Genomic DNA, 24,625 nt, shown 5'->3' with positions numbered 1-24,625 from the left:
CGACAACGCGGCGAGGTGCGGTACCGGACGCCCCGGGCCAGGCGGGACTTTGACGACAGGGCCTAGGACTTATGCCGGCGGCGCCGCGGGCGGCTCCGGGACTTCTTCCGGCAGCGCCGCTCCCGGTCGCGCCCGGGCGGGTCAGGCGTAGCCCGGGGTGCCCGCCGGCAGGCCGCCCAGCGCGTCTCGCCGGCGGGGCATGCGCAGGCCGACCATGCGGTGCCAGCCGCTGAACCGTTCGTAGGCGTACATCCCGCGGATTCCCACGGCGAGGGCGGCCGCCTTGGGCGCGGGCCACCCCAGCAGTCGGGCCATGTGGGCCATGACCGCGAGGCTCACGTCCCGGTAGACGCCGATCTCGGCGAGGGCGCTGTCGCGCAGCACCCGCTGGATGGTCCGGCCGTGGCCGGCGCGGACGAGGGCCAGCAGTTCCTCGTGGCAGTAGGCGAGGTGGTTGTCCTCGTCGTGGCTGATCACGCGGATGGCCTTGCCGACCTCGGGGTGGTCCCCGAATTGCTTGACCAGCATGTCCATCTGGTCGGCCGCCCGCTGTTCGGTGACGCGGCTGTGCGCGAGGTAGACGACGATGTCCTCCTCGGTCAGCGGCTCCTCCCGGCGCAGCTTCTCGTGGGCGAGGCCGATGCCCCGGCGTTCCAGCAGCATCGTGTAGTCCGTCTCCGGCGGGACCGGGACGGCGGGCAGGCCCCGCTTGCGCAGCAGGGCCCGGAAGATCCGTCCGTGCTTGTCCTCGTCGGCGCCGTGCCGGGTGATCTTGGGGGCGAGCCGGCGCATGCCTTCGGGGACGAGGGCGGCGATCCGGCCGTTCTCCCAGCCGCCCTGGGACTCCCCGCTGGCGGCGATGGAACAGAACAGCTGGAAGGAGTCGTCGTTGTCGACGATCTCCTGGAAAACGCTGCGGGCAGAGAGCATGTTCCGAGTCAAGGACGGATGCGGCGGCCGGGCAACCGATGGGTGGTGGGACTCGGCCGAATGAACGAAGTGAAGACGGTGGCCCCAGGGCGTAACCCCGGGACCGCCCCGAGCGTTGTTGGCTGTGTCGGCCGTGGCGGGGAAGACCCCCCGAGCCCCCACCACGGCCGCAGGGCGTCGTTCAGGCCAGACCGGCGTGTTCCAGGGCCTCCACACCGGCCCGCAGGGCGGTGACCCGCTCGTCGAGGGTGAACCCGGCCGGGGCGAGCGTCAGGGTGGTGACCCCCGCGTCGGCGTAGGCGCGCATCCCGTCGGCGATCCGCTCCACGGAGCCGAGCAGGGTCGTCGAGTCGATCAGCGAGTGCGGGACCGCGGCGGCGGCGCCCGCCTTGTCGCCGCCCAGGTACTTGGTCTGGATCTCGGCGGCCTCCTTCTCGTACCCCATGCGCCGCGCGAGCTGGTTGTAGAAGTTCTGCTTGGGGCTGCCCATCCCGCCGACGTACAGCGCCGTGTACGGGCGGAACGTGTCGGCGAGGGCGCCCACGTCCTCGCCGACGGCGAGCGGGACGGTGGGGCACACGTCGAAGCCGTCCATCGTCAGCCCGGCCTTCTCGCGGCCCGCGCGGATGTGGCGCAGGGCGGTCTCCTCCAAGTGCTCGGCGGCCGGGAAGATCAACAGCGCGCCGTCGGCGATCTCGCCGGTCTGCTCCAGGTTCTTCGGTCCGATGGCGGCGATGTACAGCGGGATGTGCTCGCGCTCGGGGTGCACGGTCAACTTGATCGGCTTGCCGGGGCCGCCGGGCAGCGGGAGGGTCCAGTGCTGCCCTTCGTAGGACAGGCGCTCGCGGCTCATGGCCTTGCGGACGATCTCCACGTACTCGCGGGTGCGGGCGAGCGGCTTGTCGAACTTGACGCCGTACCAGCCCTCGGAGACCTGCGGTCCGGAGACGCCGAGGCCGAGCCGGAAGCGGCCCTTGGTGAGGGAGTCGAGGGTGGCGGCGGTCATGGCCGTCATCGCGGGCTGGCGGGCCGGGATCTGGAAGATCGCCGAGCCGACGTCGATCCGCTCGGTCTGGGCGGCGACCCAGGCCAGGACCGTGGCGGCGTCGGAACCGTAGGCCTCGGCCGCCCAGCAGACGTCGTAGCCGAGGCGGTCGGCCTCCTGGGCGACGGCGAGGTTGTCACCGTCCATGCCCGCACCCCAGTAACCGAGATTGATGCCGAGCCGCATGAGTCGTCCCCTTACCGGTTTACCGATCAGTAACGTAGGTCTGCGGGGACTGTAGCGCGCCCCGGTCGTCGGCGGCAGTGCCCCAGTAGTCTCAGCGCTCATGGAGCAGAGGCATCTCGGCCGCACCGGCCTGCGCGTGTCCCGGATCGGCCTCGGCACCCTGACCTGGGGACGGTCCGCGGAGGGACCGGACGAGGCGGGCGCCGCAGAACAGTTGAAGACCTTCTGGGAGGCGGGCGGCACGCTCGTCGACACCGCCGACGTGTACGGGGGCGGGGAGGCGGAGTACCTCCTCGGGCAATTGATCGACAAGCTGGTGCCGCGCCGGGAACTGGTGATCGCGACGAAGTCGGGCTCCGTGCGGGACCCCGACCGGCGGTGCGACGCCTCGCGCGGGCACCTGTTGGCGGCGCTGGACGCCTCACTGGCCCGGCTGGGAACCGATCACGTCGACCTGTGGCAGGTGCACGCCTTCGATCCGCACACCCCGCTGGAGGAGACCCTCCAGGCGCTGGACCTGGCCGTCACCAGCGGCCGGGTCCGGTACGCGGGGGTGGCGGGGTTCAGCGGCTGGCAACTGGCGAAGGCGGCCACCTGGCAGCTCGCGGCGCCCGGGACCCGGACCCGGCTCGCCTCGACGCTGATGGAGTACTCGCTGCTCCAGCGGGGCGTGGAGCGCGAGGTGCTGCCGGCCGCGCTGGACCTGGGCGTGGGGCTGCTGCCGTCCTCGCCTCTGGGGCGCGGGGTGCTGACGGGGAAGTACCGCGCCGGGACCCCGGCGGACTCGCGGGGCGCGTCGCAGACCCTGGCGGCCTTCGTCGATCCGTACCTGGGCGAGGCCTCGGGCCGGATCGTGGACGCTGTGGCGACGGCCGCGCACGGGCTGGCGGTGACCCCGCTGCAGGTGGCGCTGGCGTGGGTGCGGGACCGGCCGGGGGTGGTCGCGCCGATCGTCGGCGCGCGTACGGCCGAGCAGCTCGGGGCGGTGCTGTCGGTGGAGGCCCTTAGTCTTCCGGAGGAGATCTGCCGGGCGCTGGACGACGTGTCGGCGCCCGTGCACCGCTACCCCGATCAGGACTGGAGCACGCTGTGAGCACCGACCCCGCCGCCACCGCCGCCGCGGACGAACCGGAGAACCCCGGCCCGGGGGCCGAGGCGGTCGAGGGCGCGCGCGCCCCGGAACCCTCCGGGCAGGAACCCGCGGCGTCGGCGGAGGACACCTCCGCCGACGCGGACGAGGCGCACACCTCCGCCGACACGGACGAAGGGGACGCCGAGGCACCGGCCGGCGCGGACGGGAGGGCGGAGCCCGCCAAGCCCGAGCTCAGCGAGGCACAGGCGGAGCTCGCCGCGCAGAAGATCGAGCGGGAGCGGATCGCCCGGCGCAAGGCGGAGCGGCAGGCGCCCGTCGAGGCCGGCGCGAAGCTCAGCGGACCGGCCGCCGACCTGCTCGCGGCGGTACGGGCGGTCGAGAGCGGCGCCAAGCCTCCCACCGCGTACTTCGACGACGCCCCGGCCGCGCCGCGCAAGGCCGCGGCGCCCACTCCCCCCCAGCCCCGCGGGCCCGCGCCGGTCGTCGCGCCCGGTGACGTCGAGGGCGTACGGGCCGTGCTGGCGCGGGCCGGCGCTCCGGAGGCACTGGCCGAGGCGGCCGCCGCCGCGCTCGGCGAGGGCGCCGCCGAGCAGCTCACCGAGAACCCCTGGCGGCTGCTGACGGTGGCCGGGGTACGCCCCACCCAGGCCGACGGCTTCGCGCGCGCCCTGCTGGGCCCCGAGGCCGGACCGGGGGACGAGCGCCGCGGCGGCGCCCTGGTCGGCTGGCTGCTGACGCAGGCCGCGCTCAAGGGGCACACCGCCCTGGAGGCCCCGGTGTTGGAGAAGGCGCTGGCCCAGTACGGCGTACCCGACCCGGCCGGAGCCCTGGAACATGCCATCGGTGAGGGCGCGGTACTGGTCTTCCACGAACCGTCGGCCGACACCGCGTCCGCGCAGCCCCGGGAGGACGGACATGACGATCAGGGCGGCCTGGACGATCAGGGCGGGCAGGACGATCAGGGCGGGCAGAACGAGCCGCCGGGCACGGTCCTCGTGGGGCTGGAGGGCTACGCGCTGGCCGAGGAGAGCCTGGCCGACGGACTGGCCCGGCTGGCCAACACCTTCGCCGGCCCCGCGGACTGGGAAGAGGCCGCCGTCGGCCCGCTCGGCGTCGAGCTGATCCGGGCCGTCTCCGGCCACGGACTGATCACGCACAGCGGCGGCGAGGCGGCCCGCGCCGAACCGGCGGCCCTGCTGGCCGCCGCGCGCCGGTTCGGCCTGCGGGCCGTTCTGGCCGCGCACGCCCCGGCGGACGGCGCCGTCACCGTGGCGGGCCTGCTCGACGGGACCGAGGGCCCCGGACGGGATGCCGACGGGCAGTTCGCGCTGGACCTGCTCATCGTCCTGGACGCGCCCCAACTGGACGTGGAGAGCGCGGCCGCACTGGTGGAGTCGGTGCCCGACGGGGCCCGCCTGGTGTTGTCCGGGGACCCCGCCGTGCTGGGTTCCGCGGGGCCCGGCCGGGTGTTCGCCGATGTACTGGCGGCCCGGACCTGCCCCCAGGTCGTCTCCCGCGTCCCGGATGCCGGTCCGCTGGGCGAGCTGGTGTCGGGCATCGGCATCGGGGAGCTGAACCAGGTCGACGCCCCCGGCAAGGAGGTCGTCATCGTCCCGGTGCGGGACGCGGGCGAGGCCGTGCACCGCACGGTCCAGCTGGTGGCGGAGTCGGTGCCGCGCGCCTTCGGGATTCCGGCGCGGGATGTACAGGTGATCACGCCGGGCCACGGCGGTTCGGCCGGGACCCGGGCGCTGAACGCGGCCCTCAAGGAGCGGCTGAACCCGGGCCCGGGCCGGTTCGGCGGCTTCGACCCCGGCGACAAGGTGGTGTACGTGCCCGCGCCCGGCCGGGCCCTGCCCGCCCGGGTCGTGTCGGCCGACGCGCAGGGGCTTCAGCTGGACGCGGCGGGCGCGCGGATCGTCGTACCGAAGGAGCGGGTGGAGTCGGCGGTCCGGCACGGCTGGGCCGTGACCGGGCACCAGGCCGTGGGCGCGCGCTGGCCGGCGGTGGTCGTGGTGCTGCCCGGGGACGCTGCGGACGCGCTGTCCCGGGACTGGGTCTACACCGCGTTCGGGCGCGCCGAGCGGCACCTGTCCGTGGTCCACGGCGTCGACCAGGCGCTGGCGCGCGCGGTGGCCGACGTACCGCCCAAGCCGCGCACGACGCGGCTGGCGGGCCTGCTGCGGGCGCTCGCGGCGGCCGCGGCGCAGCAGCCGCGGTAACGAAATGGGTGAGCCCCCGCCCGATGTGGGCGGGGGCTCACCGTGTCATGCGGTGATCAGGCGGGGGTGAGGCCCGGGGCCGTGGCCCCGTCCGTCGCCTCGTCGTCCTCGAAGTCCTCCGGCTCCTCGTCGAACACGGAACTCACGTCGAACCGGTGCAGCACGTTCTGCGCGTCGGCGTGCTCGAAGGGCGAGTCGAGCCACTCGCCCGGTTCCGCGACCTCCTCCGCGGCGGCGATCCACAGCGTGGAGTCGCCCTCCTCCAGGCCGAACTCGCGGTAGCGGGAGTGGATCTCGTCGGGCTCGTACTCCCCGAAGAGGACGCCCAGCGCTCCGGCGGTGCCGCCGTCCTCGACGGACTCGGCGTCCGGGTCGTGCGCGGCGACGCGGTCGGCCTGGGCGATCAGGCGCTGTGGTTCGACCACGGCGTAGTCGCGGCGGATGAGCACGCTGAACGCGGCGGGCTCGGCGGGGCCGGTGTACGGGACACCGTCCTCGGGGGTGGGGATCTCGAAGGGAGTGACCTCGTCGTAGCGGTCGTACAGCAGTTCGTCGTAATCGTCGGCGGCGGCGGCGAGCTCGTTGAACGCGGCGTAGACGGCCGGATCATCGTCCCCGATCCTGCTCTCGACCGCGGCGAGGTGACGGTCGAGCGCGGCCTTGACCGCCTCGGCGGCGGCGCGTACCTCGGCAACAGTGGGCAGAGCGGCATCAGACATAGTGCAGACGCTATCCGTAGCAGGCCTCTGCCCGCACAATAGATGCGATGCCGGAATACGAATTTGTCGACCTGTACGTGCCCCGAGGGGTGCCCCGCCAGGAGACGACCCGCCTGTTGACCGACCACGCCGAGTACGGGCATTGGGAGCTCGACCGGCTGACGCTGCTCCGGGACGGCAGTCGCCGCGTGCGGTTGCGCCGCCGGATCATCCGTCAGGTCCGCGCCACGTGGTGAGGCGGGCCCCCCGGCCGGGGGGCCCGCGTCGACAGCACCCGGTGTGCCCGTCGTCGGCCGGTCAGGCGGCGTTGCGGGCGCGCCGGTAGAGCACGCTGCCCGCGAGCAGCAGGCCGCCGGCGAGCGGCAGGCCGGCCGTCAGGACGTCCCCGGACCCGGTGGCGGCGAGCCCACCGCCGTGGCCCTGGCCGGGCGCCGCGGGGGTACCGGGCGTGCCCGGAGTCCCCGTGCCGTGACCGGGCGCGGTCGGCTTGCCGGGCGTACCGGGGTTGCCCGGAGTCCCGGGGTTACCGGGGTTGCCGGGCGTACCGGGGTTGCCCGGAGTCCCGGGGTTACCGGGGTTGCCGGGCGTACCGGGGGTTCCCGGGTTGCCCGGAGTCCCGGGGTTACCGGGATTGCCAGGCGTACCGGGATTGCCAGGCGTACCGGGATTGCCAGGTGTCCCGGGGTTGCCGGGATGACCCGGGTGACCCGGGTGACCGGGCGTGCCCGGGTGGCCCGGGTGGTCGTCATCGCACGGCTCGTCGGGGTGGCCCGGGTGCCCGGGGTGGCCCGGCGTTCCGGGATTGCCGGGGTGGCCCGGGTGGTCGGGCTTGGCGGGGCCGCCCGGGTTGACGCAGCGGTTGCCGAAGGCCGGATTGAGGCCTCCGATCACGGTGACCGTGTTGCCGCAGGCGTTCACCGGGACATCCACGGGCGCCTGCACGTTGTTGCCGGACAGCACGCCCGGCGAGTTCACGGCGTGTCCGGCCGCCCCGGCGTCCGCGTGCGCGTAACCGCCGCCGAGCGCCAGCGCGCCCCCCGCGGCCGCCATGGTGATCAGGGTCTTCCTGGTGACCTGTACTACGGGTCGTCGCATCTGTACTCGTCCCCATGCTGTGTACGTTCGGTCGGCGTACAGGCCGTACACGCTCCCCCGCCTGTGACGCCGAAGTGAAAGAGATGCGGGCCCGAAAGCCCGGCAGCCCCGGAACGCTGGAATGCGTTCCGGGGCCCAAGGACTTCAGACGCGTCAGCCGTTGACGCAGGTGTTGCCGAAGGCCGGGTTCAGCAGGCCGATCACGTTGACGGTGTTACCGCACACGTTGACCGGGATGTGGATCGGGACCTGAACGACGTTGCCCGACAGGACGCCGGGGGAGCCGATGGCCGCACCCTGGGCGCCCGCGTCGGCGGCGGCCATGCCCGCACCCGCGAGAACCAGACCACCGGTGGCAGCCGCAGCGGCGACAACCTTCTTGAGCATTGTTCCTCCTAGTAGGCAAGTGCGGTCCCAGCCGCGGACCGCACCACCTGTAACGAGGAGGGATCACCAGGGCTACGAGCGTATGAGCGCATTCACTCTTCTCAGTGGAATCCGCACACCTTCCCGATTCCCGGGCGTTAGGAGTTGTCGATGAATCGGTCCAGTACGCGAACACCGAACTTCAGCCCGTCCACCGGGACCCGCTCGTCCACTCCGTGGAACATGCCGGCGAAGTCGAATTCGGGCGGCAGTCGCAGCGGCGCGAAGCCGAAGCAGCGGATGCCGAGGTCGTCGAAGGACTTGGCGTCCGTACCGCCCGAGAGCATGTACGGGACCGCGCGGGCGATCGGGTCCTCCGCCGTGAGCGCGCCCTGCATCGCGTCGACGAGCTTCCCGTCGAAGTCCGTCTCCAGGGCCTTGTCGGCGTGGACGTCCTCGCGCTTCACGCGCGGGCCGAGGATGCGGTCGAGGTCGGCGAAGAACTCGTCCTCGTAGCCCGGCAGGAAGCGGCCGTCGACGTGCGCGGTGGCCTGGCCGGGGATGACGTTGACCTTGTAGCCGGCGCCCAGCATCGTCGGGGCGGCCGAGTTGCGCAGGGTCGCGCCGACCATCTTGGCGATGCCGCCGAGCTTGGCGAGGGTGGCGTCCATGTCGTCGGGGTCGAGCGGGGTTCCGAGGGCGTCCGAGAGTTCGTCGAGGAAGGACCGTACGGTCTTGGTCACGCGCACCGGCCACTGGTGGCGTCCGAGCCGTCCGACGGCCTCGCACAGCTCGGTGATCGCGTTGTCGTTGTTGGTCATGGAACCGTGGCCGGCGGTGCCCTCCACGGTGAGCCGCATCCAGTGCATGCCCTTCTGGGCAGTTTCCACCAGGTAGAGGCGCAGGTTCTCGTTGACGGTGAACGAGAAGCCGCCGACCTCGCCGATCGCCTCGGTGACGCCCTCGAAGAGGCCGGGGTGGTTGTCGACGAGGTGCCGGGCCCCGTAGACGCCGCCCGCCTCCTCGTCCGCGAGGAAGGCGAGGACGATGTCGCGCGGGGGCTTGCGGCCGCTGCGCATGCGGTCGCGTACGACGGCCAGCGTCATCGCGTCCATGTCCTTCATGTCGACCGCGCCGCGCCCCCACAGGCACCCGTCGGCGATCTCACCGGCGAAGGGGTCGTACGTCCAGTCGGCGGCGTTGGCGGGGACCACGTCGGTGTGCCCGTGGATCAGCAGCGCCGGCCGCGAGGGGTCCTCGCCCTCGATGCGGGCGACCGTGGAGGCCCTTCCCTTGTGCGACTCGAAGATCTGCGGCTCCAGCCCGACCTCGGCCAGCTTCTCCGCGACCCATTCGGCCGCCTTGCGCTCGCCGGGGCCCGAGTGGTCCCCGTAGTTGCTGGTGTCGATCCGGATGAGGTCCCGGCAGAGGTCGACGACCTCGTCCTCACCGGAGACGGTCCTGCCCGCGCTCGACTCGCTCACGTGTTCCTCCCACTGATCGGTACCGGCTGCGGTCCCATCCTGCCGCTCCGGGGCGCTCTCCCCAAGGGCGGACCCCGGCCGTCCCGCGGTGGTCTCGCAGGTGGCCGGGGGGTGTGATCGAGGGCCCCGGAATGTTTGGTAATGTTTTCCACGTCGGAACGGCCGCAGGGCCGCGAGACAGACACCTTGTCCGGGTGGCGGAATGGCAGACGCGCTAGCTTGAGGTGCTAGTGCCCTTTATCGGGCGTGGGGGTTCAAGTCCCCCCTCGGACACCAGTGAGAGAACCCCACTTCGTGTGGGGTTTTCTGCGTTTCCGGCAGCCGGGGGCGGCGCCTTGAAACGGAAGGACCCCGCCGAAGCGGGGTCCTTCGTCGTCGTGCGGGTCGTCAGTCGCGGGCGGCGGCGATCGCCGCGACGCGGCCGCGGACGAGGTACCAGCCGCCCACGAGGGCCGCGGCGATGGCCGGGACGAAGAGGACCGTCGTGCGGCCCACTCCGCCGTCGCACCACATCAGGACCAGCACGGTGAGCAGGAACACCAGCGTGACGATCTGGGTGTACGGGGCCCAGGGCAGCCGGTAGGCGGGGCGCTCCACGCGGCCCTGCTTCGCCCGGCGCCAGAAGTGCAGCGAGCAGAGCATGACCATCGCCCAGGTGCCGAGGATGCCGAGGGAGGCGAAGTTCAGGACGATCTCGAAGGCGTCCTTCGGCATGTAGGCGTTGAGGGCGACGCCGGCGACGCCGAAGGCCGCGGTGAACAGGACGCCGCCGTAGGGGACCTTGCCCTTGTTCATCACGCCGGTGAACTTGGGCGCGGAGCCGGACATGGCCATCGAGCGCAGGATGCGGCCGGTGGAGTAGAGGCCGGAGTTCAGGCTGGAGAGCGCGGCGGTCAGGACGACGAGGTTCATGACTCCGGCGGCGCCGGGGATGCCGAGCTTGTCGAAGACGGTGACGAAGGGGCTCTGGTCGGACGAGTACTCGGTGTACGGCAGCAGCAGCGCGAGCAGGACGACCGAGCCGACGTAGAACAGGCCGACGCGCCACATGATCGAGTTGATCGCCTTCGGCATGATCTTCTCGGGGTTCTCGGTCTCGCCAGCGGCGACTCCGCAGAGCTCGACGGAGGCGTACGCGAAGACCACGCCCTGGATGACCAGGAGCATGGGGACCATGCCGACGGGGAAGATCCCGCCGTTGTCGGTGATCGAGGCGAGGCCCGGGGTGTGGCCGTCGATGGGGTGGCTGGTGGCGACGAGGTAGATCCCGACCGCCAGGAAGACGACCAGGGCGGCGACCTTGACCAGGGAGAACCAGAATTCCATCTCGCCGAAGTACTTCACCGAGATCAGATTGGCGGTGAGGACGACGGCGAGGGCGATGAAGGCGAGGACCCACTGGGGGACGTCGGTGAACATCGCCCAGAAGTGGGCGTAGGTCGCGGCGGCGGTGATGTCGGCGACGGTGGTGGTCGACCAGTTCAGGAAGTAGAGCCAGCCGGCCGCGTAGGCGCCCTTCTCGCCCATGAACTCGCGGGCGTAGCTGACGAAGGCGCCGGAGGACGGGCGGTAGAGGACGAGCTCGCCGAGGGCCCGGACCACGAAGAAGGCGAAGATCCCGCACACCGCGTAGGCGATCGCGAGGGAGGGTCCGGCGCCGGCGAGCCGGCCTCCGGCGCCCAGGAACAGGCCGGTGCCTATCGCCCCGCCGATCGCGATCATGTTGATGTGGCGCGACTTGAGGTCCTTGCTGTAGCCCTCGTCGCCGGCGTCGACGTGCGGGGAAGACGGCGGGCTGGGGGCCTTGGCCAAGGTGCTGTCACTCATGGGATGACTTCGCCTTCGTGGGTGGGACAGGCAGGTCCCGGCCGCCACGCAGGGGAGCTGGGTGGTCTCACCTGTGCCGCGGTCCGGAGGGTTGGTGGCCCCAGGAGACCATGAGGCTCCGCTGCCCGCCAAAATCGCGGTCATGTGCGCACAAGCCCCCGGCGACCATGGAAAGGGGTGCCGGGGGCTTCGTGGGCGCTCGAAAGCGGGGTGGAGGGGTCAGGCGGGCGGGGCGGAGTCCGCCGCCTGGTCGAGGCGGAAGGCCTCGTTGCCCAGGCCGATCCGGGCGTGCGCGTCGGGCCGTCGGGAGCGCAGCAGCAGGCCGTGTGCCAGGCCGGCGAGCGCGGCGAGGGCGATGATGCCGGGCAGCGCCCAGCTGAGGGCGGAGCCCTCTTCCGCGCCGACGAGGACGGCGAAGTCCCTGACGGTGTAGACGGCGATGAACAGCAGCGCGAGGCCCGCCGCGCCGGCCGCGACGAGCCGCCAGACCTGCGCGGCGGCGGTCCCCCGGCGGACGAAGAAGGCGATCACGGCGAAGGAGGCGGCGGCCATGAGGAGGGTCACTCCGAGGGCGCCCACGCTGCCCATCCAGGTGAACAGGTGTAGGACGGGCGCGGTCGGATCGCCGGCCGGCTTGTCGTCGGTCAGCGCGAAGGCGAGGACGACGACGGCGGCGATGCCGGTCTGCAGGAGCGAGCCGGTGGCGGGGGCGCCGGTGCCGGCATTGGTGCGGCCGAAGGGGGCCGGGAGGAGGCCCTCGCGGCCCATGGCGAAGGCGTAGCGGGCGACCACGTTGTGGAAGCTGAGCATGGCGGCGAACATGCCGGTGACGAACAGGACGTGCAGGACGTCGGTGAAGGCGGTGCCGAGGCGGCTCTCGGTGAGCTGGAAGAGCAGGCCGGGGCCGGCTTCGGCGGAGGTCTTGACCACCTCGCCCGGTCCGGTGGCCACGGTGAGCGCCCAGGCGCTGAGCGCGAAGAAGAGGGCGACGAAGCCGACGGCGAGGAACATGACGCGGGAGACGACGATGTGCGGCTTGCTGGTCTCCTCGGCGTAGACCGGCGACTGCTCGAAGCCGACGAAGGCGGCGATGCAGAAGCACAGGGCGGTGCCGAGGCCGGCTCCGCCGAGCGTCGAGGGGTTGAACGCGTGCAGCGAGAGTCCCTCCGCGCCGGGCTTGCCGAGGGCGGCGAGGTCGAAGACGACGACGAGGACGCATTCGATCAGGAGCAGGACGCCGAGCACCTTGGCGTTGAGGTCGATCTTCAGCCAGCCGAGGGCGCCGGTCGCCGCGACCGCGATCAGGGCGGGGATCCACCAGGCGAGCTCGATGTCGAGGTAGGTGGCGAAGAGGCCGGAGATCTCGAAGCCGAGGATGCCGTAGACGCCGACCTGCATGGCGCTGTAGGCGACGAGGGCGACGAAGGAGGCCGCCGAGCCTGCGGTCGGGCCAAGACCTCGGGCGATGTAGGCGTAGAACGCGCCCGCGTTGTGGACGTGTCGGCTCATCTCGGCGTAGCCGACGCTGAACAGGGCGAGGACGGCTCCGAGGACGACGTACAGCAGGGGCTGGCCGACGATGCCCATGACGCCGAAGATCGTGGGCATGACGCCGGCGACGACCATCAGGGGCGCGCTGGCGGCGAGTACGGAGAGCAGCAGACCGGCGGTGCCGAGCCGGTCGGCGCGCAGCGCCCGGTCCTGGCCCTTGTACGTCCGTATCTCGGACGGGTCGGTGAGCGTGGTGGATCTGCCCGTCGGCATGGCGGGGTGTCCTTTCGGGAAGCGCGGGGGCGTCGTGGACGCCGGGGGACGTCGGGGACCGGGGGATCCCCGAGGGGTCAAGCGGTGCCGAGCGCGGCGCTGCGCGCGGCGAGGAACGCCTTGTGCGGGTCGAGGTCGGGGTAGGACCAGGGGGCGCGGGTGGCGTGGCTGCCGATGCGGTGGAAGAGGGCGGCGGCTTCGGCGGGGCGGCCCTCGCAGAGCTTGGCGTGGGCCAGGAAGTTGAGGTCGACCCGGTTGCGGGGGTGGTCCTCGCGTTCCCATTCGAGCCACCAGTCGAAGGCCGAGCGGAGCACTTGGCGGGCCCGGCGGCCGGCCCAGTGCGCGGCGGCAGCCTCGGGGCTGCGGCCGTGGATCGCGGCGAGGACGCGGTAGCGCTCGGCGTGCGCGATGACGGGGAGCACGGCGAGCGGTGAGTCGGCCGGGGATTCCTCGGCGGCCCACGCGGCGAAGTCGTAGACCTCGTGGAGGGGGTCCTGGCCGGCGGCGGGGTTGCGTTCGGCGAGCTTGGCGACCATGAGGTGGTGGGCGTGGTGGTGTTCGCGGTGGCGGGCCCGCACCTGGTCGAAGTGGCGGCTGAATTCCTCTTCGGTGCCGAAGGTGCGGGAGAGCAGGAGCAGGCCGAGCCAGGGGGTGGGGTCGGCGGGGAGCAGTGCGGCGGCCCGGCGGCAGGCCTCGTCGGCGGCGTCGGGCGCGCCCTTGCCGCGCAGTGCGGTGAACACGGCGGCGCAGGCGAGGAGGGTGGCGGCGTCGGCGCTCTGGGGTTCGGCGAGCAGCCATTCGCGGGCCCAGGCGGTGGCGGCCGGGGTCTGGGCGAGGACGACGACGCGGTGGCCGCGGCGGTCCCAGTCGTCGCCGGTGCCGACGAGGAGGGAGCGGGCCCTGGCCCACCGGCCCTGGGTGAACTGGGCTCGGACGTCGACGAGTTCCGTGTCGCAGAGGGCCGGGTCGAAGAGCTGGGCGTCCCGCTTGCGGGCGCGGCCGAGGGGCGGCGGAGGCGGGGACATCCGCGGGTTCCCTCCTGGACACGGCGCGGGTGGACGGCGTGCGGGAGCACGCACGGGGAGTCGTTCGGGTGGTGCGGGCGGTACGGGTGCTGCGAGCGGTACGGGTGGTGCGGCTGGATCGCGCCGGTCGGGGACCGGATGATCACGCACAGCAAACCGGTGAGCACAGCTCCGCGTCAAGGTCCAGCCCGGCGCGTGGCGGGTTTCAAGTGCACGGCTCATGGGGCGGGTTGAGGCTGTTGTTCCGGTTTGACCGTACCGGCGCGGCATCGGCCGGGGGCTGTCCGCGGCGGCCCCGGGACAACCGGGGGCGCCCCCTCCCCGGCCCGGGCCGGCCTGTCCGGGGCGCACCGCGGACGGCCTCCGCCGGCCCCGCCGACCTGCGGAAAGACCGCGACGGAGCGAGCGCGGTGGGCGGGCCGGCCGTAGGACCGGGCGCCGCCCGTCGCGGGCCCCCGGACGGCGGGTGTGCGCTCCGTCGGCTGTCCGCGGGCTGTCGCCGAGGTGACGGGCGTGGAAGGCGGGGGGCCGATCGGCTCGGGCCCGGGCTGCGCGCCGGCCGCTGGACGGAGCCGGGCATCAGTGGCCGAATGGCGCCCTCGGTACGGGCGGCGCGGCGCGGGCGCGCCTGCGGGCCCGGGGTGGGGCCGTACGGGCGGCGCGGCGCGGGCGCGCTTGCGGGCCCGGGGTGGGGCCGTACGGGCGGCGCGGCGCGGGCGCGCTTGCCGGCGCCCCTTCAGCCCACCGCCTTGGCCGCGGCCCTGCCCGCCGCGCGCCCCGAGAAGAGGCAGCCGCCGAGGAAGGTGCCCTCCAGCGCGCGGTAGCCGTGTACCCCGCCGCCGCCGAAGCCGGCCGCCTCGCCGGCCGCGTACACGCCGTGGAGCGGCTCGCCGTCGCCGGTCAGTACCCGGGAGGAAAGGTCGGTCTCCAGGCCGCCGAGGGACTTGCGGGTCAGGACGGACAGCCGGACGGCGATCAGCGGGCCGGCCTTCGGGTCCAGGATGCGGTGCGGCGCGGCGGTACGGATCAGGCGGTCGCCCAGGTACCTGCGCGCCCCGTGGATCGCCGTCACCTGGGCGTCCTTGGAGAAGGGGTTCGCCATTTCCCGGTCCCGGGCCACGACCGCCTCGCGGACGGTCGCCTCGTCCAGCAGGTTCTCCTTGGTGACGGCGTTCATGCCGCGCACCAGGGAGGCGAGGTCGCGTTCGACGACGAAGTCCGCGCCGCGGTCCATGAAGGCCTTGACCGGCCCGGGTACGGCCTGGCGTGCGCGGTCGATGACGTCACGGACCGACTTGCCCGTCAGGTCGGGGTTCTGTTCCGAGCCGGAGAGGCCGAACTCCTTGCCGATGATGCGCTGGTTGAGCACGAACCAGGTGTGGTCGTGGCCGGTCCTCATGATGTGGTCGAGGGTGCCGAGCGTGTCGAAGCCCGGGAAGAGCGGTACGGGCAGCCGCTTGCCGGTGGCGTCGAGCCAGAGCGAGGACGGGCCGGGCAGGATGCGGATGCCGTGCCGGGCCCAGATCGGGTCCCAGTTCCCGATGCCCTCGGTGTAGTGCCACATCCGGTCCTTGTTGATGTGGCTGGCGCCGGCTTCCTCGGCGATGCCGAGCATGAGGCCGTCGACGTGGGCCGGCACCCCGGACAGCATCCGCTCGGGCGGGGTGCCGAGCCGGGCCGGCCACTGGGCGCGGACGAGGTCGTGGTTGCCGCCGATGCCTCCGCTGGTGACGATCACCGCCTGGGCCCGCAGCGAGAAGGTGCCGGTGCTCACGCGGCCGCTCGCGGAGCCCCGTACGGCGTCGGAGGGTTCCAGGATCTCGCCGCTGACGGTGTCCACCGCGCCAGCCGTACGGGAGAGGCCGGTGACGCGGTGGCGGAACCTCGGCTCGACCAGGCCACGGGCCACCCCGGCGCGGACCCTGCGTTCGAAGGGGGCCACCAGGCCGGGCCCGGTGCCCCAGGTGATGTGGAAGCGGGGTACGGAGTTGCCGTGGCCGCCGGCGTCGTAGCCGCCGCGTTCGGCCCAGCCGACGACGGGGAAGAAGCGGACCCCTTGGGCGTGCAGCCAGGGCCGTTTCTCCCCGGCCGCGAAGTCGACGTAGGCCTCGGCCCAGCGGCGCGGCCAGGCGTCCTCCTCACGGTCGAACCCGGCGGTGCCGAGCCAGTCCTGGAGGGCGAGGTCGCGGCTGTCCTTGATCCGCATCCGGCGCTGTTCGGGGGAGTCGACGAAGAGCAGGCCGCCGAAGGACCAGTGCGCCTGCCCGCCGATCGACTGCTCGGGTTCCTGGTCGAGCAGGATGACCTTGCGGCCCGCGTCGACGAGCTCGGCGGTGGCCACGAGCCCCGCGAGCCCGGCTCCGATCACGATCACGTCTGCGTCGTACGTCATGGGCTGCCCGTCCTCGGTCGGTGGTGGGGCAGATCCTTTGCTACGTACCGGTAACCCGTCAACAGGGGTGTTGGATGAATCGCGTGAGCGCTGCAGACGAGGTACTGGACGTGGTGGACCGGGACGACCGGGTGACGGGGCGGGCGCCGCGCGGCGAGGTGTACGGGCGCGGCCTGATCCACCGGTGCGTGTTCGTACGGGTCGAGGACGCGGCCGGGCGGGTCTTCGTGCACCGCAGGACCGCCTCGAAGCTGGTGTTCCCCTCGCACTACGACATGTTCGTGGGCGGGGTGCTGGGCGCCGGGGAGGACTACGCGCGAGCGGCGCTGCGCGAGGCGGAGGAGGAGCTCGGGGTGCGGGGGCTGGAGCAGCCCCGGCCGCTGTTCAAGTTCCTCTACGAGGGGCCGGGCGGCACCTGGTGGTCGTACGTGCACGAGGTGCGGTGCGCGCTTCCGGTGCGGCCGCAGGAGTCGGAGGTGGCCTGGCACGCGTGGCTCTCCGAGGAGGAACTGGCGCAGCGGGTGGCTGAGGGTGCCTGGGCGTGGGTGCCGGACGGCCTGGAGGCGTACCGGCGGCTGCGCGCGCACGAGGGGTGACGCCAGTAGATTGATCGGGTGATCGACTTGGTCAAGGACGTGCGCCTCTGGTTCGCCCCCCAGCGGTTGAAGGACGAGGGCGCTACCCCGGACTACCGGTTCTCGCTGGCCAACGAGCGGACGTTCCTGGCCTGGATCCGGACCGCGCTGGCGCTGGTCGGCGGCGGGTTCGCGGTGGACCAGTTCCTGCCGGACCTGCGGTGGGGGGTGCGGGTCGGGATGTCCTTCGCGCTGCTGGCGGTGGGGGCGGCCAGCGCGCTGCGGGCGGTGAACCACTGGGTGCGGTGCGAGCGGGCGATGCGGCGGGGTGCGGATCTGCCCGTGTCGCGGTTCCCGGTGGTGTTGGGCCTGGGGGTGGGGCTGGTCGCGGGGGCGATGGTGGTGGTCGTCCTGCTGGGCCTGACGAACCGGGGGTGAGGTCGGTGCCGGGGCCGGACGAGAGGCGTGACGCGGGGCTGCAGCCGGAGCGGACCCGGCTGGCCTGGCGGCGTACGACGCTGGCGTGTTCGGTGGCGGCGGTCCTCGCGGGGCGTCAGGCGCTGCGCGGGTCGGGTTCGCTGCCGGAGGTGGGTGGGGCGGCCGTGATCGGGCTGCTCTGGCTGGTGTTCCTCGGGGTGGCACACCGGCGCATCCGCGAGCTGGAGGCCTACCGTCCGCCGGTGCTGGCGCCGCGGGTGGCGCTGGGGGCGGCGCTCTGCACGGTGGCGCTGGCGGCGTTCGCCATGACGGTGATCTTCTGATCGGACCAGCGGATGATCCGCCTTCTGCGCGCCACAAGGGACATGACGGTCATACAGGGACGATGCGCACTAGCCTCGGCGCCATGACGACCCTCCACCAGGAACACCCCCTGCACGAGCACGCGCACGGCCCCGACTGCGGTCACCTCCCGGTTCGCCACGGGGACCACGTCGACTACGCGCACGACGGCCACCTGCACCGGGAGCACTCGGGCCACTGGGACGAGTGCGAGACCCAGGGGCACACGGCGCACGAGGACCACCTGCACGAGCGCGGCCCCGCGTGCGGGCACGACAGCGTGCCCCACGGCGACCACGTGGACTATCTGCACGACGGGCACCGGCACGCGGAGCACGACGGGCACTACGACGACCACTGACGGGTACGCCCACCACTGACACGGCCCGGACCCCGCCCTCCCCCGGCGCCGCGGCGGCCGGCAGGATGCTGATTTCCTGTCAAGCGACCCGGGGAGAGCGTGAATGACCGTCGATGAGCCGTACGTCGTCCAGACGGCGACCGGGGTGTACGCCTACGTCCAACCGGACGGCGGCTGGTGCCTCAACAACGCCGGGTTCGTCAGTGACGGCGGCCGGACGCTGCTCATCGACACCGCCGCCACCGAGCGCCGGGCGCTGGCGCTGCGGGACGCGGTCGCCGCGGCCGGCGTACCGCTGCCGCGGACCGTGGTGAACACCCACCACCACGGCGACCACACCTACGGCAACGGCGTGTTCGCCCCCGAGGCGCTGGTCCTGGCGCACGACAACGCGCGCTCCGAGCAGCTCGCCGCCGGGCACCAGCTGGAGATGATCTGGCCCGCGACCGATTTCGGTGCCATAGAGATCACCGCCCCCTCCCTCACCTACAGCGACCGGATGACCCTGCACGTCGGGGAGACCGAGGTCCGGGTCATCCACCCGGGTGTCGCGCACACCACCGGGGACTCCGTCGTCTGGCTGCCCCGGCAGCGGGTCGTCTTCACGGGGGACCTGGTGTTCGCCGGGGGGACGCCGTTCCTGGCGATGGGTTCGCTGGCGGGGTCCCTGCGCGCTTTGGAGTTGCTGCGCTCGCTGGGCGCGGAGACCGTCGTACCGGGCCACGGGCCGCTGACCGACGCGTCCGCGTACGACGCCACCGAGCGGTACCTGCGCCACGTCGCCGAACTCGCCCGGGAGGGCCGGGCGAAGGGCCTGAGCCCGCTGGAAGTCGCCCAGGGGGCCGACCTGGGCGAGTTCGCGGCCTGGCGGGAGAGCGAGCGACTGGTGGCGAACCTGCACCGGGCCTACGCGGAGCTGGCCGGGGAGCCCGAGGGCGCGCCGTTGGACATCCTGGCCGTGCTCAGGGACATGACGGTGATGAACGGCGGGACGCCGATACTCTGCCACGCCTGAGGGGCGGCGGGGTCGGCGACGGCGCCGGGGCGGGCGGGCTTCGGCCCGCGCCCGGCATTTCCCGGGCCGGGGCACTGGACGGCATACCGACTGGTCGGCATGATGGCTCTCGTTCGTCCCCACCGTCGTCCACTCCGCACGGAGGTGCGCCACATGACCTCAGCACCAGCCTCGCCGCCGGCCGGCCCACGCGGCCTCGACCTGGGCCGGCTGCGCGGCCATCTCGACGCGGCGCGGCCCGGGCTCGTGGCCGGGGAGCTGAGCGGCCGGCTGATCGAGGGCGGCCGGTCGAACCTCACGTACGTGGTCACCGACGGATCCGCCCGCTGGGTCGTGCGACGGCCGCCGCTCGGACACGTCCTGGCCACCGCCCACGACATGCGGCGCGAACACCGGGTGATCCGCGCCCTGCACGGCACGGCCGTGCCGGTGCCCGAGACCGTGCTGCTGTGCGAGGACGAGTCGGTGCTGGGAGCGCCGTTCTACGTCATGGAGTACGTGGACGGGGTCCCGTACCGCACGGCCGACCAGCTCGCCGCGCTGGGCCCCGACCGCACCCGCCGGGCCGTCCTCGGCCTGGTGGACACCCTCGTCGACCTGCACGCGGTGGACCCGGAGGCCGTGGGCCTGGGGGACTTCGGCCGCCCCGAGGGCTTCCTGGACAGGCAGCTGCGCCGCTGGGGCAAGCAGCTCGCGGCCTCCAGGGGCCGGGACCTGGCCGGAATCGACGAACTGCACGGCGCGCTCGGGCGGGCCCTGCCCCACTCCCCCGCCGCCACCGTCGTGCACGGGGACTTCCGGCTCGACAACGTCCTGATCGGCGGCCCGGACGACACCATCCGGGCGGTACTGGACTGGGAGATGTCCACCCTCGGCGACCCGTTGACCGACCTCGGGTTGCTCGCGATGTACAGCGCCGACCTCGGGCTGGGCGACTCCCCCGTCAGCACGACCAGCGGCGCTCCCGGGCATCCCTCGCCCGCCGAGCTGATCGAGCGCTACGCCGCCCGCTCGGGCCGGGACACCGGGGCGATCGCCTGGTACACGGCGTTCGCGTGGTTCAAGCTCGCGGTGATCCTGGAGGGCATCCACTACCGCTTCACGCTCGGCCAGACCGTCGGCGCGGGCTTCGACCGGATCGGCGAACTGGTCCCGGTCTTCATCGAACACGGTCTGAACACCCTCCAGGAAGGCTGAGGCATCCGCATGGACTTCGCATTCGACGCCCGTACCGAGGAACTCCGCGCACGGCTCTCCACGTTCATGGAGGAGTACGTCTACCCGGCGGAACCCGTCGCCGCCGAGCAGCGCGCACGGCTGGCCTCGCCCTGGGACACCCCGGCCGTCTTCGGTGAACTGAAGGCCGAGGCGCGCCGCCAAGGCCTGTGGAACCTCTTCTTCGTCGACCAGCACGGCCTGCCCGGGCAGGAGTACGGCGCCGGGCTGACCAACCTCCAGTACGCCCCGCTGGCGGAGATCACCGGCCGCAGCCCGCACCTCGCGCCGATGGCGACCAACTGTGCCGCCCCGGACACGGGGAACATGGAGCTGCTGGCACAGTTCGCGAGCGAGGAGCAGAAGAAGCAGTGGCTGGAGCCGCTGCTGGCCGGTGAGATCCGGTCGGCCTTCGCGATGACCGAGCCCGAAGTGGCCTCCTCGGACGCGACCAACGTGGAGACCCGCATCGAGCGCTCCGCGCAGGGGGACGAGTACGTCGTCACCGGCCGCAAGTGGTACATCTCGGGTGCCATGAACCCGGACTGCAAGGTCTTCATCGTCATGGGCAAGACCGAACCGGACGGCGCGGACCCGCGCCGCCAGCAGTCGATGATCCTGGTGCCCCGGGACACGCCGGGCGTGGAGGTCCGGCGCGCCATGCGGGTGTACGGGTACGAGGACCACGACCACGGCGGTCACGCCGAAGTCGTCTTCGACGGGGCCCGAGTCCCGGCGGCGAACCTGATCGGCGAGGAGGGGTCCGGCTTCGCCATCGCCCAGGCGCGGCTCGGTCCGGGTCGGATCCACCACTGCATGCGGCTGATCGGCATGGCGGAGCGGGCGATCGAGCTGATGTGCCGGCGCGCGGTCGGCCGCACGGCCTTCGGCAAGGAACTGGCCGCTCAGGGCGTCGTTCAGAACTGGATCGCGGACGCCCGGGTCACCGTCGAGCAGCTGCGCCTGCTGGTCCTCAAGACGGCCTGGCTGATGGACACGGTCGGCAACCGCGGGGCGCACACGGAGATCCAGGCCATCAAGATCGCGACTCCGCGAGCGGTCGTGCGCATCCTGGACGACGCGGTGCAGCTGCACGGCGCGGGCGGGGTCAGCCAGGACTTCCCGCTGGCCGAACTGTGGGCGGCGGCGCGGACCCTGCGGCTGGCGGACGGCCCGGACGAGGTGCACCAGCGCTCGCTGGCGCACCGGGAGCTGAAGCGGTACCGCTGAGCACGGTACCGCCGTGACCGCTCCGGCTCCCGCGGGCGCTTGGGTCAGGGGCGCAGCGCGCGCAGCAGCAGGTCGGCGAGGTGATCGGCGACCTGCTGCGGCGTGAGCGGGCCTTCGGCGCGGTACCAGGTGGACAGGTGGTGCACGGACCCGAAGTGGTAGTCCACCACCAGGTCGGCGGGCGTGGCCTCGGAGAAGACGCCCGTGCGCTGGCCCTCCTCGACCAGCGCGCGGAAACGCTCGTGGTAGCGTCGGCGCTCGGCCCGCACCTGCTTGAACTTGTCCGGGCTGAGCTGGTGCATCGAACGGAAGAAGATCGCCGCGTCGTCGAGGTTCTCGATGGTGGTGACCACCACGTCGGCGGCCGCGGCGCGCAGCCGCTCCTCGACCGGCGCGTCGGAATCGGCCACCGCGTCGAGGCGCTGCTGCTGGAGCCGCAGCATGCGCGCGTACACCTCGTGCAGCAGGTCGTCCTTGGAACCGAAGTAGTGGTAGAGCGCGCCCTTGGTGACCCCGGCCGCCTCGACGATCTCCTGGACGGAGGTGCGGTCGTAGCCGCGTTCGGCGAACAGCCTGGTGGCGACGGCCAACAGCCGCTGCGGCACCGGTGTCTCCGGGGCGGCGCCCTCCGGCTCCGTGGTGGTTCTGGCGGCCATGGCGCTCGCCTTCCTCTCTGTTCCCTCGCCCGTCGGGCGTTGTGCGACCGTCCGACTGTTTTCAGCCGCGCCCGCGCAGTTCCCGTCGCAGGATCTTGCCACTGGTCGTCTTCGGAAGGACAGGCAGGATCTCCACCTGGCGCGGGTACTTGTACGCGGCGATGCGCTCGGCGCAGTAGGCGGACAGTTCCTCGGGCTCGGCGGAGGTGCCGGGGCGCAGGCTCACGTACGCCTTCACGCTCTCCCCGCGGTAGGGGTCGGGGACGCCGACCACGGCCGCCTCGCGCACGGCCGGGTGGGTGTAGAGCACGTCCTCCACCTCGCGCGGCCAGACCTTGAAGCCGGACGCGTTGATCATGTCCTTCTTCCGGTCGACGACGTAGAGCCAGCCGTCGCGGTCCATGAACCCGACGTCGCCGGTACGCAGTTCGCCGTCCGGGAACGCTTTCGCGGTGTCGTCGGGCAGGCCCCAGTAGCCCGGTACGACCTGGGGGCCGCGGACGGCTATCTCGCCGGTGTCGCCGAAGGGGACTTCGGCCCCGTGCTCGTCGAGGACGCGGACGACGGTGTCCGCGCCCGGGACACCGACCGACAGGGTGCCGGAGACGGGGTCGACGGGGGCTTCCAGGTGGGGTGGCACCGAGGCACAGGGGGCGGTGCACTCGGTGAGCCCGTAGCCGTTGCGCAGGTAGAAGCCGAAGTCGGCGCGCAGGCGTTCGACGAGGGCGGGCGGTAGGGGCGCTCCGCCCGAGGAGATCACCCGGAAGGAGGCGAAGTGGTCCGGCGTGGCGGCGGGGTGGGCCGCCAGGGCCATGAAGGCGGTGGCGGGCCCGACGGTGTAGGCGGGGCGCTGTTCGAGGAAGGCGTCGAGCACGACCCCCGCCTCGAAGCGGTGGGCGAGGGCGAGGGTGCCGGCGTTGGCGAAGCACGCGGCGAGCTCGCAGACGATGCCGGTGATGTGGAACAGCGGGGCGAGCGCGAAGTAGACGGCGCCCTCCGGGACGGGATGGCCGGTGACCTGGCGGACCGCGTTGTAGCCGATGGCGCCGTGCGGATTCATCGCGCCCTTGGGCCGGCCGGAGGTGCCGGAGGTGTAGCTGATGAGGGCGGTGTCGGCGGCGGTGAGCCCGGGGTCGGGCGGGGCGGGCCGGCCCCGCCGGGCGACGGTGGTGAGGTCGGCGACATCGGGGCCCTGACCGGCGCCGGTCCTGGCGGGGACGGCCGGCGCGGGGGCGGCCGGTGCGGGGGCGCTCACGCTGGGCGCGGTGGGTGCGGGGGCGGCCGGCGTGGCACCGGTCGGGCGGCGGGTGTCCGGGTGGCTCTGGCGCGGGATCGTGGGGAGGCCGGCCGTCCGGGGCTCCCGGTGGGGCGTGAGGACCCGTGGGTCGTCACGGGTCTGGAAGTCGGTGTCGCGCGCCGTCAAGGTGGTGTGTACGGCGCTCCCCCGGGCGGCTTCGCGCAGGTACGCGGGCCACGCCCGGGCGTCGCAGACCAGGGCGGTGGCCCCGGAGTCGCGCAGGACGTGCCCGACTTCCCCCGACTTGTACATGGGGTTGAGGGGGACGACGATCGCCCCGGCCTTCCAGGCGGCCAGGACGGCGAGCACGAAGTGCGGGGTGTTCTGGAGCATGACCGCGACCCGGTCGCCGCGGCGGACGCCCCGGGCGGCCAGGTGCCCGGCGACCGCGTCGGAGAGCGCGTCGGTCTCGGCGTAGGTGAGGCGCCCGTCGAAGTAGGCGAGCGCCGGGCGGTCGGGCGCGCGCCCGACGGCCGTGCGGAAGGCGTGCAGCACGCTGGGCGGGGGTGTGACGTGGGCCCGCTGGGCGGCGGTGAGGAGGGCCAGCCAGGGCCGGTCGGCGTAGCGGAGGGTCGCGGTCACGGGGTCTCCCACTTCTGCTGGAGGTGGTTCATGCCGGCCAGCCAGCGGTCGGGCTCGGTGGCGCGGGCCGCGTAGTAGTCGGCCACCTCCGGGTGCGGGAGGATCAAGAACCGCCCTTTCTCCATGCCGTCGAACAGGGCGTCCGCGACCGCTTCCGGCTCGATCGCGGTCGGCGCCAGGACGAGCTCGCCCGCCGATCCCGCGGCGGTCAGCATGTCCGTGCGTACGCCCTGCGGGCAGATCGCGTGGACCTGGACGCCGCGGTGGCGGTAGGTGAGCGAGAGCCATTCGGCGAAGGCGAGGGCGCCGTGCTTGGTGACACTGTACGGGGCCGCCCCGATCATGGTCAGCAGTCCGGCGGCGGAGACGGTGGAGACGAAACGGCCGCTGCCGCGCTCCAGCCAGTGCGGCAGCAGGGCGCGGGCCGCGCGGACGTGCGCCATGACGTTGACGTCCCAGGCCGCCTCCCAGACGTCTTCGGCGGCGAAGGCGTCGCCGCCCGAGGCGAGACCGGCGTTGGCGCAGTAGACGTCGACCGTTCCGCCGAGGGCCTCGCGGGCCTCCTCCACGACGGCCGACGCGTCGCCGGGGACGGCGATCGCCCGGGCGCCGATGCCGCCGGCCACGGCCGCGGCCTTCGCCGGGTCGAGGTCGTTGACCACGACGGTGGCCCCCTCGGCGGCGAAGCGGTGGGCGAGGGCCGCCCCGATGCCGCCGCCGGCGCCGGTGACGACGACTCGCTGGTCCTGGTACGCGCTCACGGGAT

At 73.1% G+C, this 24,625-nt stretch carries 23 protein-coding genes and 1 tRNA gene; 11 read left to right on the top strand and 13 right to left on the bottom strand.

Features of this window, described 5'->3' with window-relative positions; translation table 11 throughout:
- Positions 1-141 precede the first annotated feature (141 nt).
- Both ACV7NM_RS25290 and ACV7NM_RS25285 read right to left on the bottom strand, forming a co-directional pair.
- On the bottom strand, positions 142-930 hold the full coding sequence (locus tag ACV7NM_RS25290) for a ferritin-like domain-containing protein (protein WP_463412425.1): 789 nt from the start codon (positions 928-930) through the stop codon (positions 142-144).
- Positions 931-1,111: 181 nt separating this feature from the next.
- Entirely contained in the window at positions 1,112-2,161 is a 1,050-nt protein-coding gene (locus tag ACV7NM_RS25285; RefSeq protein WP_463412424.1) for an LLM class F420-dependent oxidoreductase, read from the bottom strand.
- Between the two features lie 100 nt (positions 2,162-2,261).
- Here ACV7NM_RS25285 and ACV7NM_RS25280 point away from each other — a divergent pair, with 100 nt between their 5' ends.
- Positions 2,262-3,254, top strand: coding sequence for an aldo/keto reductase (locus ACV7NM_RS25280; RefSeq protein ID WP_463412423.1), 993 nt, complete (start codon positions 2,262-2,264; stop codon positions 3,252-3,254).
- The gene (locus ACV7NM_RS25275; RefSeq protein WP_463412422.1) at positions 3,251-5,476 is read left to right on the top strand and encodes a helix-hairpin-helix domain-containing protein; all 2,226 of its coding nucleotides are present in this window, start codon (positions 3,251-3,253) and stop codon (positions 5,474-5,476) included. Before ACV7NM_RS25280 ends, ACV7NM_RS25275 begins: the two co-directional genes overlap by 4 nt.
- A gap of 56 nt (positions 5,477-5,532) precedes the next feature.
- On the opposite strand, the gene ACV7NM_RS25270 is transcribed toward ACV7NM_RS25275, so the two are convergent.
- Positions 5,533-6,195 carry a hypothetical protein gene (locus ACV7NM_RS25270; protein ID WP_463412421.1) on the bottom strand — a complete coding sequence of 221 codons (663 nt, stop codon included), beginning with the start codon at positions 6,193-6,195 and terminating at the stop codon, positions 5,533-5,535.
- Between the two features lie 47 nt (positions 6,196-6,242).
- Here ACV7NM_RS25270 and ACV7NM_RS25265 point away from each other — a divergent pair, with 47 nt between their 5' ends.
- Positions 6,243-6,431, top strand: coding sequence for a DUF5703 family protein (locus ACV7NM_RS25265; RefSeq protein ID WP_112452273.1), 189 nt, complete (start codon positions 6,243-6,245; stop codon positions 6,429-6,431).
- A 61-nt stretch (positions 6,432-6,492) separates the two neighbouring features.
- Here the strand turns inward: ACV7NM_RS25265 and ACV7NM_RS25260 are convergent, their stop codons facing one another.
- From ACV7NM_RS25260 to ACV7NM_RS25250, 3 genes are all read right to left on the bottom strand, one after another.
- A complete protein-coding gene (locus tag ACV7NM_RS25260; protein WP_463412420.1) occupies positions 6,493-7,290 on the bottom strand; it encodes a chaplin family protein in 798 nt (265 codons plus the stop codon).
- Positions 7,291-7,443: 153 nt separating this feature from the next.
- On the bottom strand, positions 7,444-7,677 hold the full coding sequence (chpH, locus tag ACV7NM_RS25255; RefSeq protein WP_463412419.1) for a chaplin ChpH: 234 nt from the start codon (positions 7,675-7,677) through the stop codon (positions 7,444-7,446).
- 137 nt (positions 7,678-7,814) lie between these two features.
- The gene (locus tag ACV7NM_RS25250) at positions 7,815-9,140 is read right to left on the bottom strand and encodes a M20/M25/M40 family metallo-hydrolase (protein ID WP_463412418.1); all 1,326 of its coding nucleotides are present in this window, start codon (positions 9,138-9,140) and stop codon (positions 7,815-7,817) included.
- A 188-nt stretch (positions 9,141-9,328) separates the two neighbouring features.
- Between ACV7NM_RS25250 and ACV7NM_RS25245 the strand changes: the two genes are divergently transcribed.
- Positions 9,329-9,416 (top strand) — tRNA-Leu (locus ACV7NM_RS25245).
- 111 nt (positions 9,417-9,527) lie between these two features.
- Here the strand turns inward: ACV7NM_RS25245 and ACV7NM_RS25240 are convergent.
- The 4 genes from ACV7NM_RS25240 to ACV7NM_RS25225 form a co-directional block, all read right to left on the bottom strand.
- Positions 9,528-10,967, bottom strand: coding sequence for an amino acid permease (locus ACV7NM_RS25240; protein ID WP_463412417.1), 1,440 nt, complete (start codon positions 10,965-10,967; stop codon positions 9,528-9,530).
- Positions 10,968-11,186: 219 nt separating this feature from the next.
- Positions 11,187-12,731, bottom strand: a complete 1,545-nt coding sequence (locus ACV7NM_RS25235; protein WP_463412416.1) for an APC family permease — start codon at positions 12,729-12,731, stop codon at positions 11,187-11,189.
- A gap of 77 nt (positions 12,732-12,808) precedes the next feature.
- Positions 12,809-13,756 carry a hypothetical protein gene (locus ACV7NM_RS25230; protein ID WP_463412415.1) on the bottom strand — a complete coding sequence of 316 codons (948 nt, stop codon included), beginning with the start codon at positions 13,754-13,756 and terminating at the stop codon, positions 12,809-12,811.
- A gap of 736 nt (positions 13,757-14,492) precedes the next feature.
- Positions 14,493-16,148, bottom strand: a complete 1,656-nt coding sequence (locus tag ACV7NM_RS25225; RefSeq protein WP_463412414.1) for an FAD-binding dehydrogenase — start codon at positions 16,146-16,148, stop codon at positions 14,493-14,495.
- Positions 16,149-16,222: 74 nt separating this feature from the next.
- On the opposite strand from ACV7NM_RS25225, the gene ACV7NM_RS25220 reads away from it, so the two are divergent.
- The 7 genes from ACV7NM_RS25220 to ACV7NM_RS25190 all read left to right on the top strand — a co-directional run bounded on the left by ACV7NM_RS25220 (position 16,223) and on the right by ACV7NM_RS25190 (position 21,324).
- Positions 16,223-16,744 carry an NUDIX hydrolase gene (locus tag ACV7NM_RS25220; RefSeq protein ID WP_463412413.1) on the top strand — a complete coding sequence of 174 codons (522 nt, stop codon included), beginning with the start codon at positions 16,223-16,225 and terminating at the stop codon, positions 16,742-16,744.
- Between the two features lie 18 nt (positions 16,745-16,762).
- A complete protein-coding gene (locus tag ACV7NM_RS25215; RefSeq protein ID WP_463412412.1) occupies positions 16,763-17,161 on the top strand; it encodes a YidH family protein in 399 nt (132 codons plus the stop codon).
- A gap of 5 nt (positions 17,162-17,166) precedes the next feature.
- Positions 17,167-17,484, top strand: a complete 318-nt coding sequence (locus ACV7NM_RS25210; protein WP_463412411.1) for a DUF202 domain-containing protein — start codon at positions 17,167-17,169, stop codon at positions 17,482-17,484.
- Positions 17,485-17,567: 83 nt separating this feature from the next.
- On the top strand, positions 17,568-17,864 hold the full coding sequence (locus ACV7NM_RS25205) for a hypothetical protein (RefSeq protein ID WP_463412410.1): 297 nt from the start codon (positions 17,568-17,570) through the stop codon (positions 17,862-17,864).
- A gap of 103 nt (positions 17,865-17,967) precedes the next feature.
- A complete protein-coding gene (locus tag ACV7NM_RS25200; protein ID WP_463412409.1) occupies positions 17,968-18,879 on the top strand; it encodes an MBL fold metallo-hydrolase in 912 nt (303 codons plus the stop codon).
- Positions 18,880-19,032: 153 nt separating this feature from the next.
- The gene (locus tag ACV7NM_RS25195) at positions 19,033-20,076 is read left to right on the top strand and encodes a phosphotransferase family protein (protein WP_463412408.1); all 1,044 of its coding nucleotides are present in this window, start codon (positions 19,033-19,035) and stop codon (positions 20,074-20,076) included.
- 9 nt (positions 20,077-20,085) lie between these two features.
- Positions 20,086-21,324 (top strand): acyl-CoA dehydrogenase family protein, encoded by a 1,239-nt coding sequence (locus tag ACV7NM_RS25190; protein ID WP_463412407.1) that lies wholly within the window; start codon positions 20,086-20,088, stop codon positions 21,322-21,324.
- 44 nt (positions 21,325-21,368) lie between these two features.
- Here ACV7NM_RS25190 and ACV7NM_RS25185 read toward each other — a convergent pair whose 3' ends face one another.
- From ACV7NM_RS25185 to ACV7NM_RS25175, 3 genes are all read right to left on the bottom strand, one after another.
- Positions 21,369-21,980 (bottom strand): TetR/AcrR family transcriptional regulator, encoded by a 612-nt coding sequence (locus ACV7NM_RS25185; RefSeq protein ID WP_463412406.1) that lies wholly within the window; start codon positions 21,978-21,980, stop codon positions 21,369-21,371.
- 61 nt (positions 21,981-22,041) lie between these two features.
- On the bottom strand, positions 22,042-23,859 hold the full coding sequence (locus tag ACV7NM_RS25180) for an AMP-binding protein (protein WP_463412405.1): 1,818 nt from the start codon (positions 23,857-23,859) through the stop codon (positions 22,042-22,044).
- Complete coding sequence (locus ACV7NM_RS25175; protein WP_463412404.1) at positions 23,856-24,620, bottom strand: SDR family oxidoreductase; 765 nt, start codon at positions 24,618-24,620, stop codon at positions 23,856-23,858. Before ACV7NM_RS25175 ends, ACV7NM_RS25180 begins: the two co-directional genes overlap by 4 nt.
- Positions 24,621-24,625 lie beyond the last annotated feature (5 nt).

The organism is Streptomyces sp. Tek67B01, from assembly GCF_055231995.1.
The sequence above is the reverse complement of the archived record's forward strand: the minus strand, read 5'-3'. Positions and strand labels throughout refer to the sequence as shown.

Excerpts from the sequence above, each read along its gene's own strand:
- ACV7NM_RS25235 (WP_463412416.1), bottom strand. The coding sequence starts at position 12,731 with ATGCCGACGGGCAGATCCACCACGCTCACCGACCCGTCCGAGATACGG.
- ACV7NM_RS25205 (WP_463412410.1), top strand. The coding sequence starts at position 17,568 with ATGACGACCCTCCACCAGGAACACCCCCTGCACGAGCACGCGCACGGC.
- ACV7NM_RS25200 (WP_463412409.1), top strand. The coding sequence starts at position 17,968 with ATGACCGTCGATGAGCCGTACGTCGTCCAGACGGCGACCGGGGTGTAC.
- ACV7NM_RS25285 (WP_463412424.1), bottom strand. The coding sequence starts at position 2,161 with ATGCGGCTCGGCATCAATCTCGGTTACTGGGGTGCGGGCATGGACGGT.
- ACV7NM_RS25280 (WP_463412423.1), top strand. The coding sequence starts at position 2,262 with ATGGAGCAGAGGCATCTCGGCCGCACCGGCCTGCGCGTGTCCCGGATC.
- chpH (WP_463412419.1), bottom strand. The coding sequence starts at position 7,677 with ATGCTCAAGAAGGTTGTCGCCGCTGCGGCTGCCACCGGTGGTCTGGTT.
- ACV7NM_RS25225 (WP_463412414.1), bottom strand. The coding sequence starts at position 16,148 with ATGACGTACGACGCAGACGTGATCGTGATCGGAGCCGGGCTCGCGGGG.
- ACV7NM_RS25260 (WP_463412420.1), bottom strand. The coding sequence starts at position 7,290 with ATGCGACGACCCGTAGTACAGGTCACCAGGAAGACCCTGATCACCATG.
- ACV7NM_RS25195 (WP_463412408.1), top strand. The coding sequence starts at position 19,033 with ATGACCTCAGCACCAGCCTCGCCGCCGGCCGGCCCACGCGGCCTCGAC.
- ACV7NM_RS25190 (WP_463412407.1), top strand. The coding sequence starts at position 20,086 with ATGGACTTCGCATTCGACGCCCGTACCGAGGAACTCCGCGCACGGCTC.
- ACV7NM_RS25240 (WP_463412417.1), bottom strand. The coding sequence starts at position 10,967 with ATGAGTGACAGCACCTTGGCCAAGGCCCCCAGCCCGCCGTCTTCCCCG.
- ACV7NM_RS25290 (WP_463412425.1), bottom strand. The coding sequence starts at position 930 with ATGCTCTCTGCCCGCAGCGTTTTCCAGGAGATCGTCGACAACGACGAC.
- ACV7NM_RS25220 (WP_463412413.1), top strand. The coding sequence starts at position 16,223 with ATGAATCGCGTGAGCGCTGCAGACGAGGTACTGGACGTGGTGGACCGG.
- ACV7NM_RS25270 (WP_463412421.1), bottom strand. The coding sequence starts at position 6,195 with ATGTCTGATGCCGCTCTGCCCACTGTTGCCGAGGTACGCGCCGCCGCC.
- ACV7NM_RS25185 (WP_463412406.1), bottom strand. The coding sequence starts at position 21,980 with ATGGCCGCCAGAACCACCACGGAGCCGGAGGGCGCCGCCCCGGAGACA.
- ACV7NM_RS25265 (WP_112452273.1), top strand. The coding sequence starts at position 6,243 with ATGCCGGAATACGAATTTGTCGACCTGTACGTGCCCCGAGGGGTGCCC.
- ACV7NM_RS25230 (WP_463412415.1), bottom strand. The coding sequence starts at position 13,756 with ATGTCCCCGCCTCCGCCGCCCCTCGGCCGCGCCCGCAAGCGGGACGCC.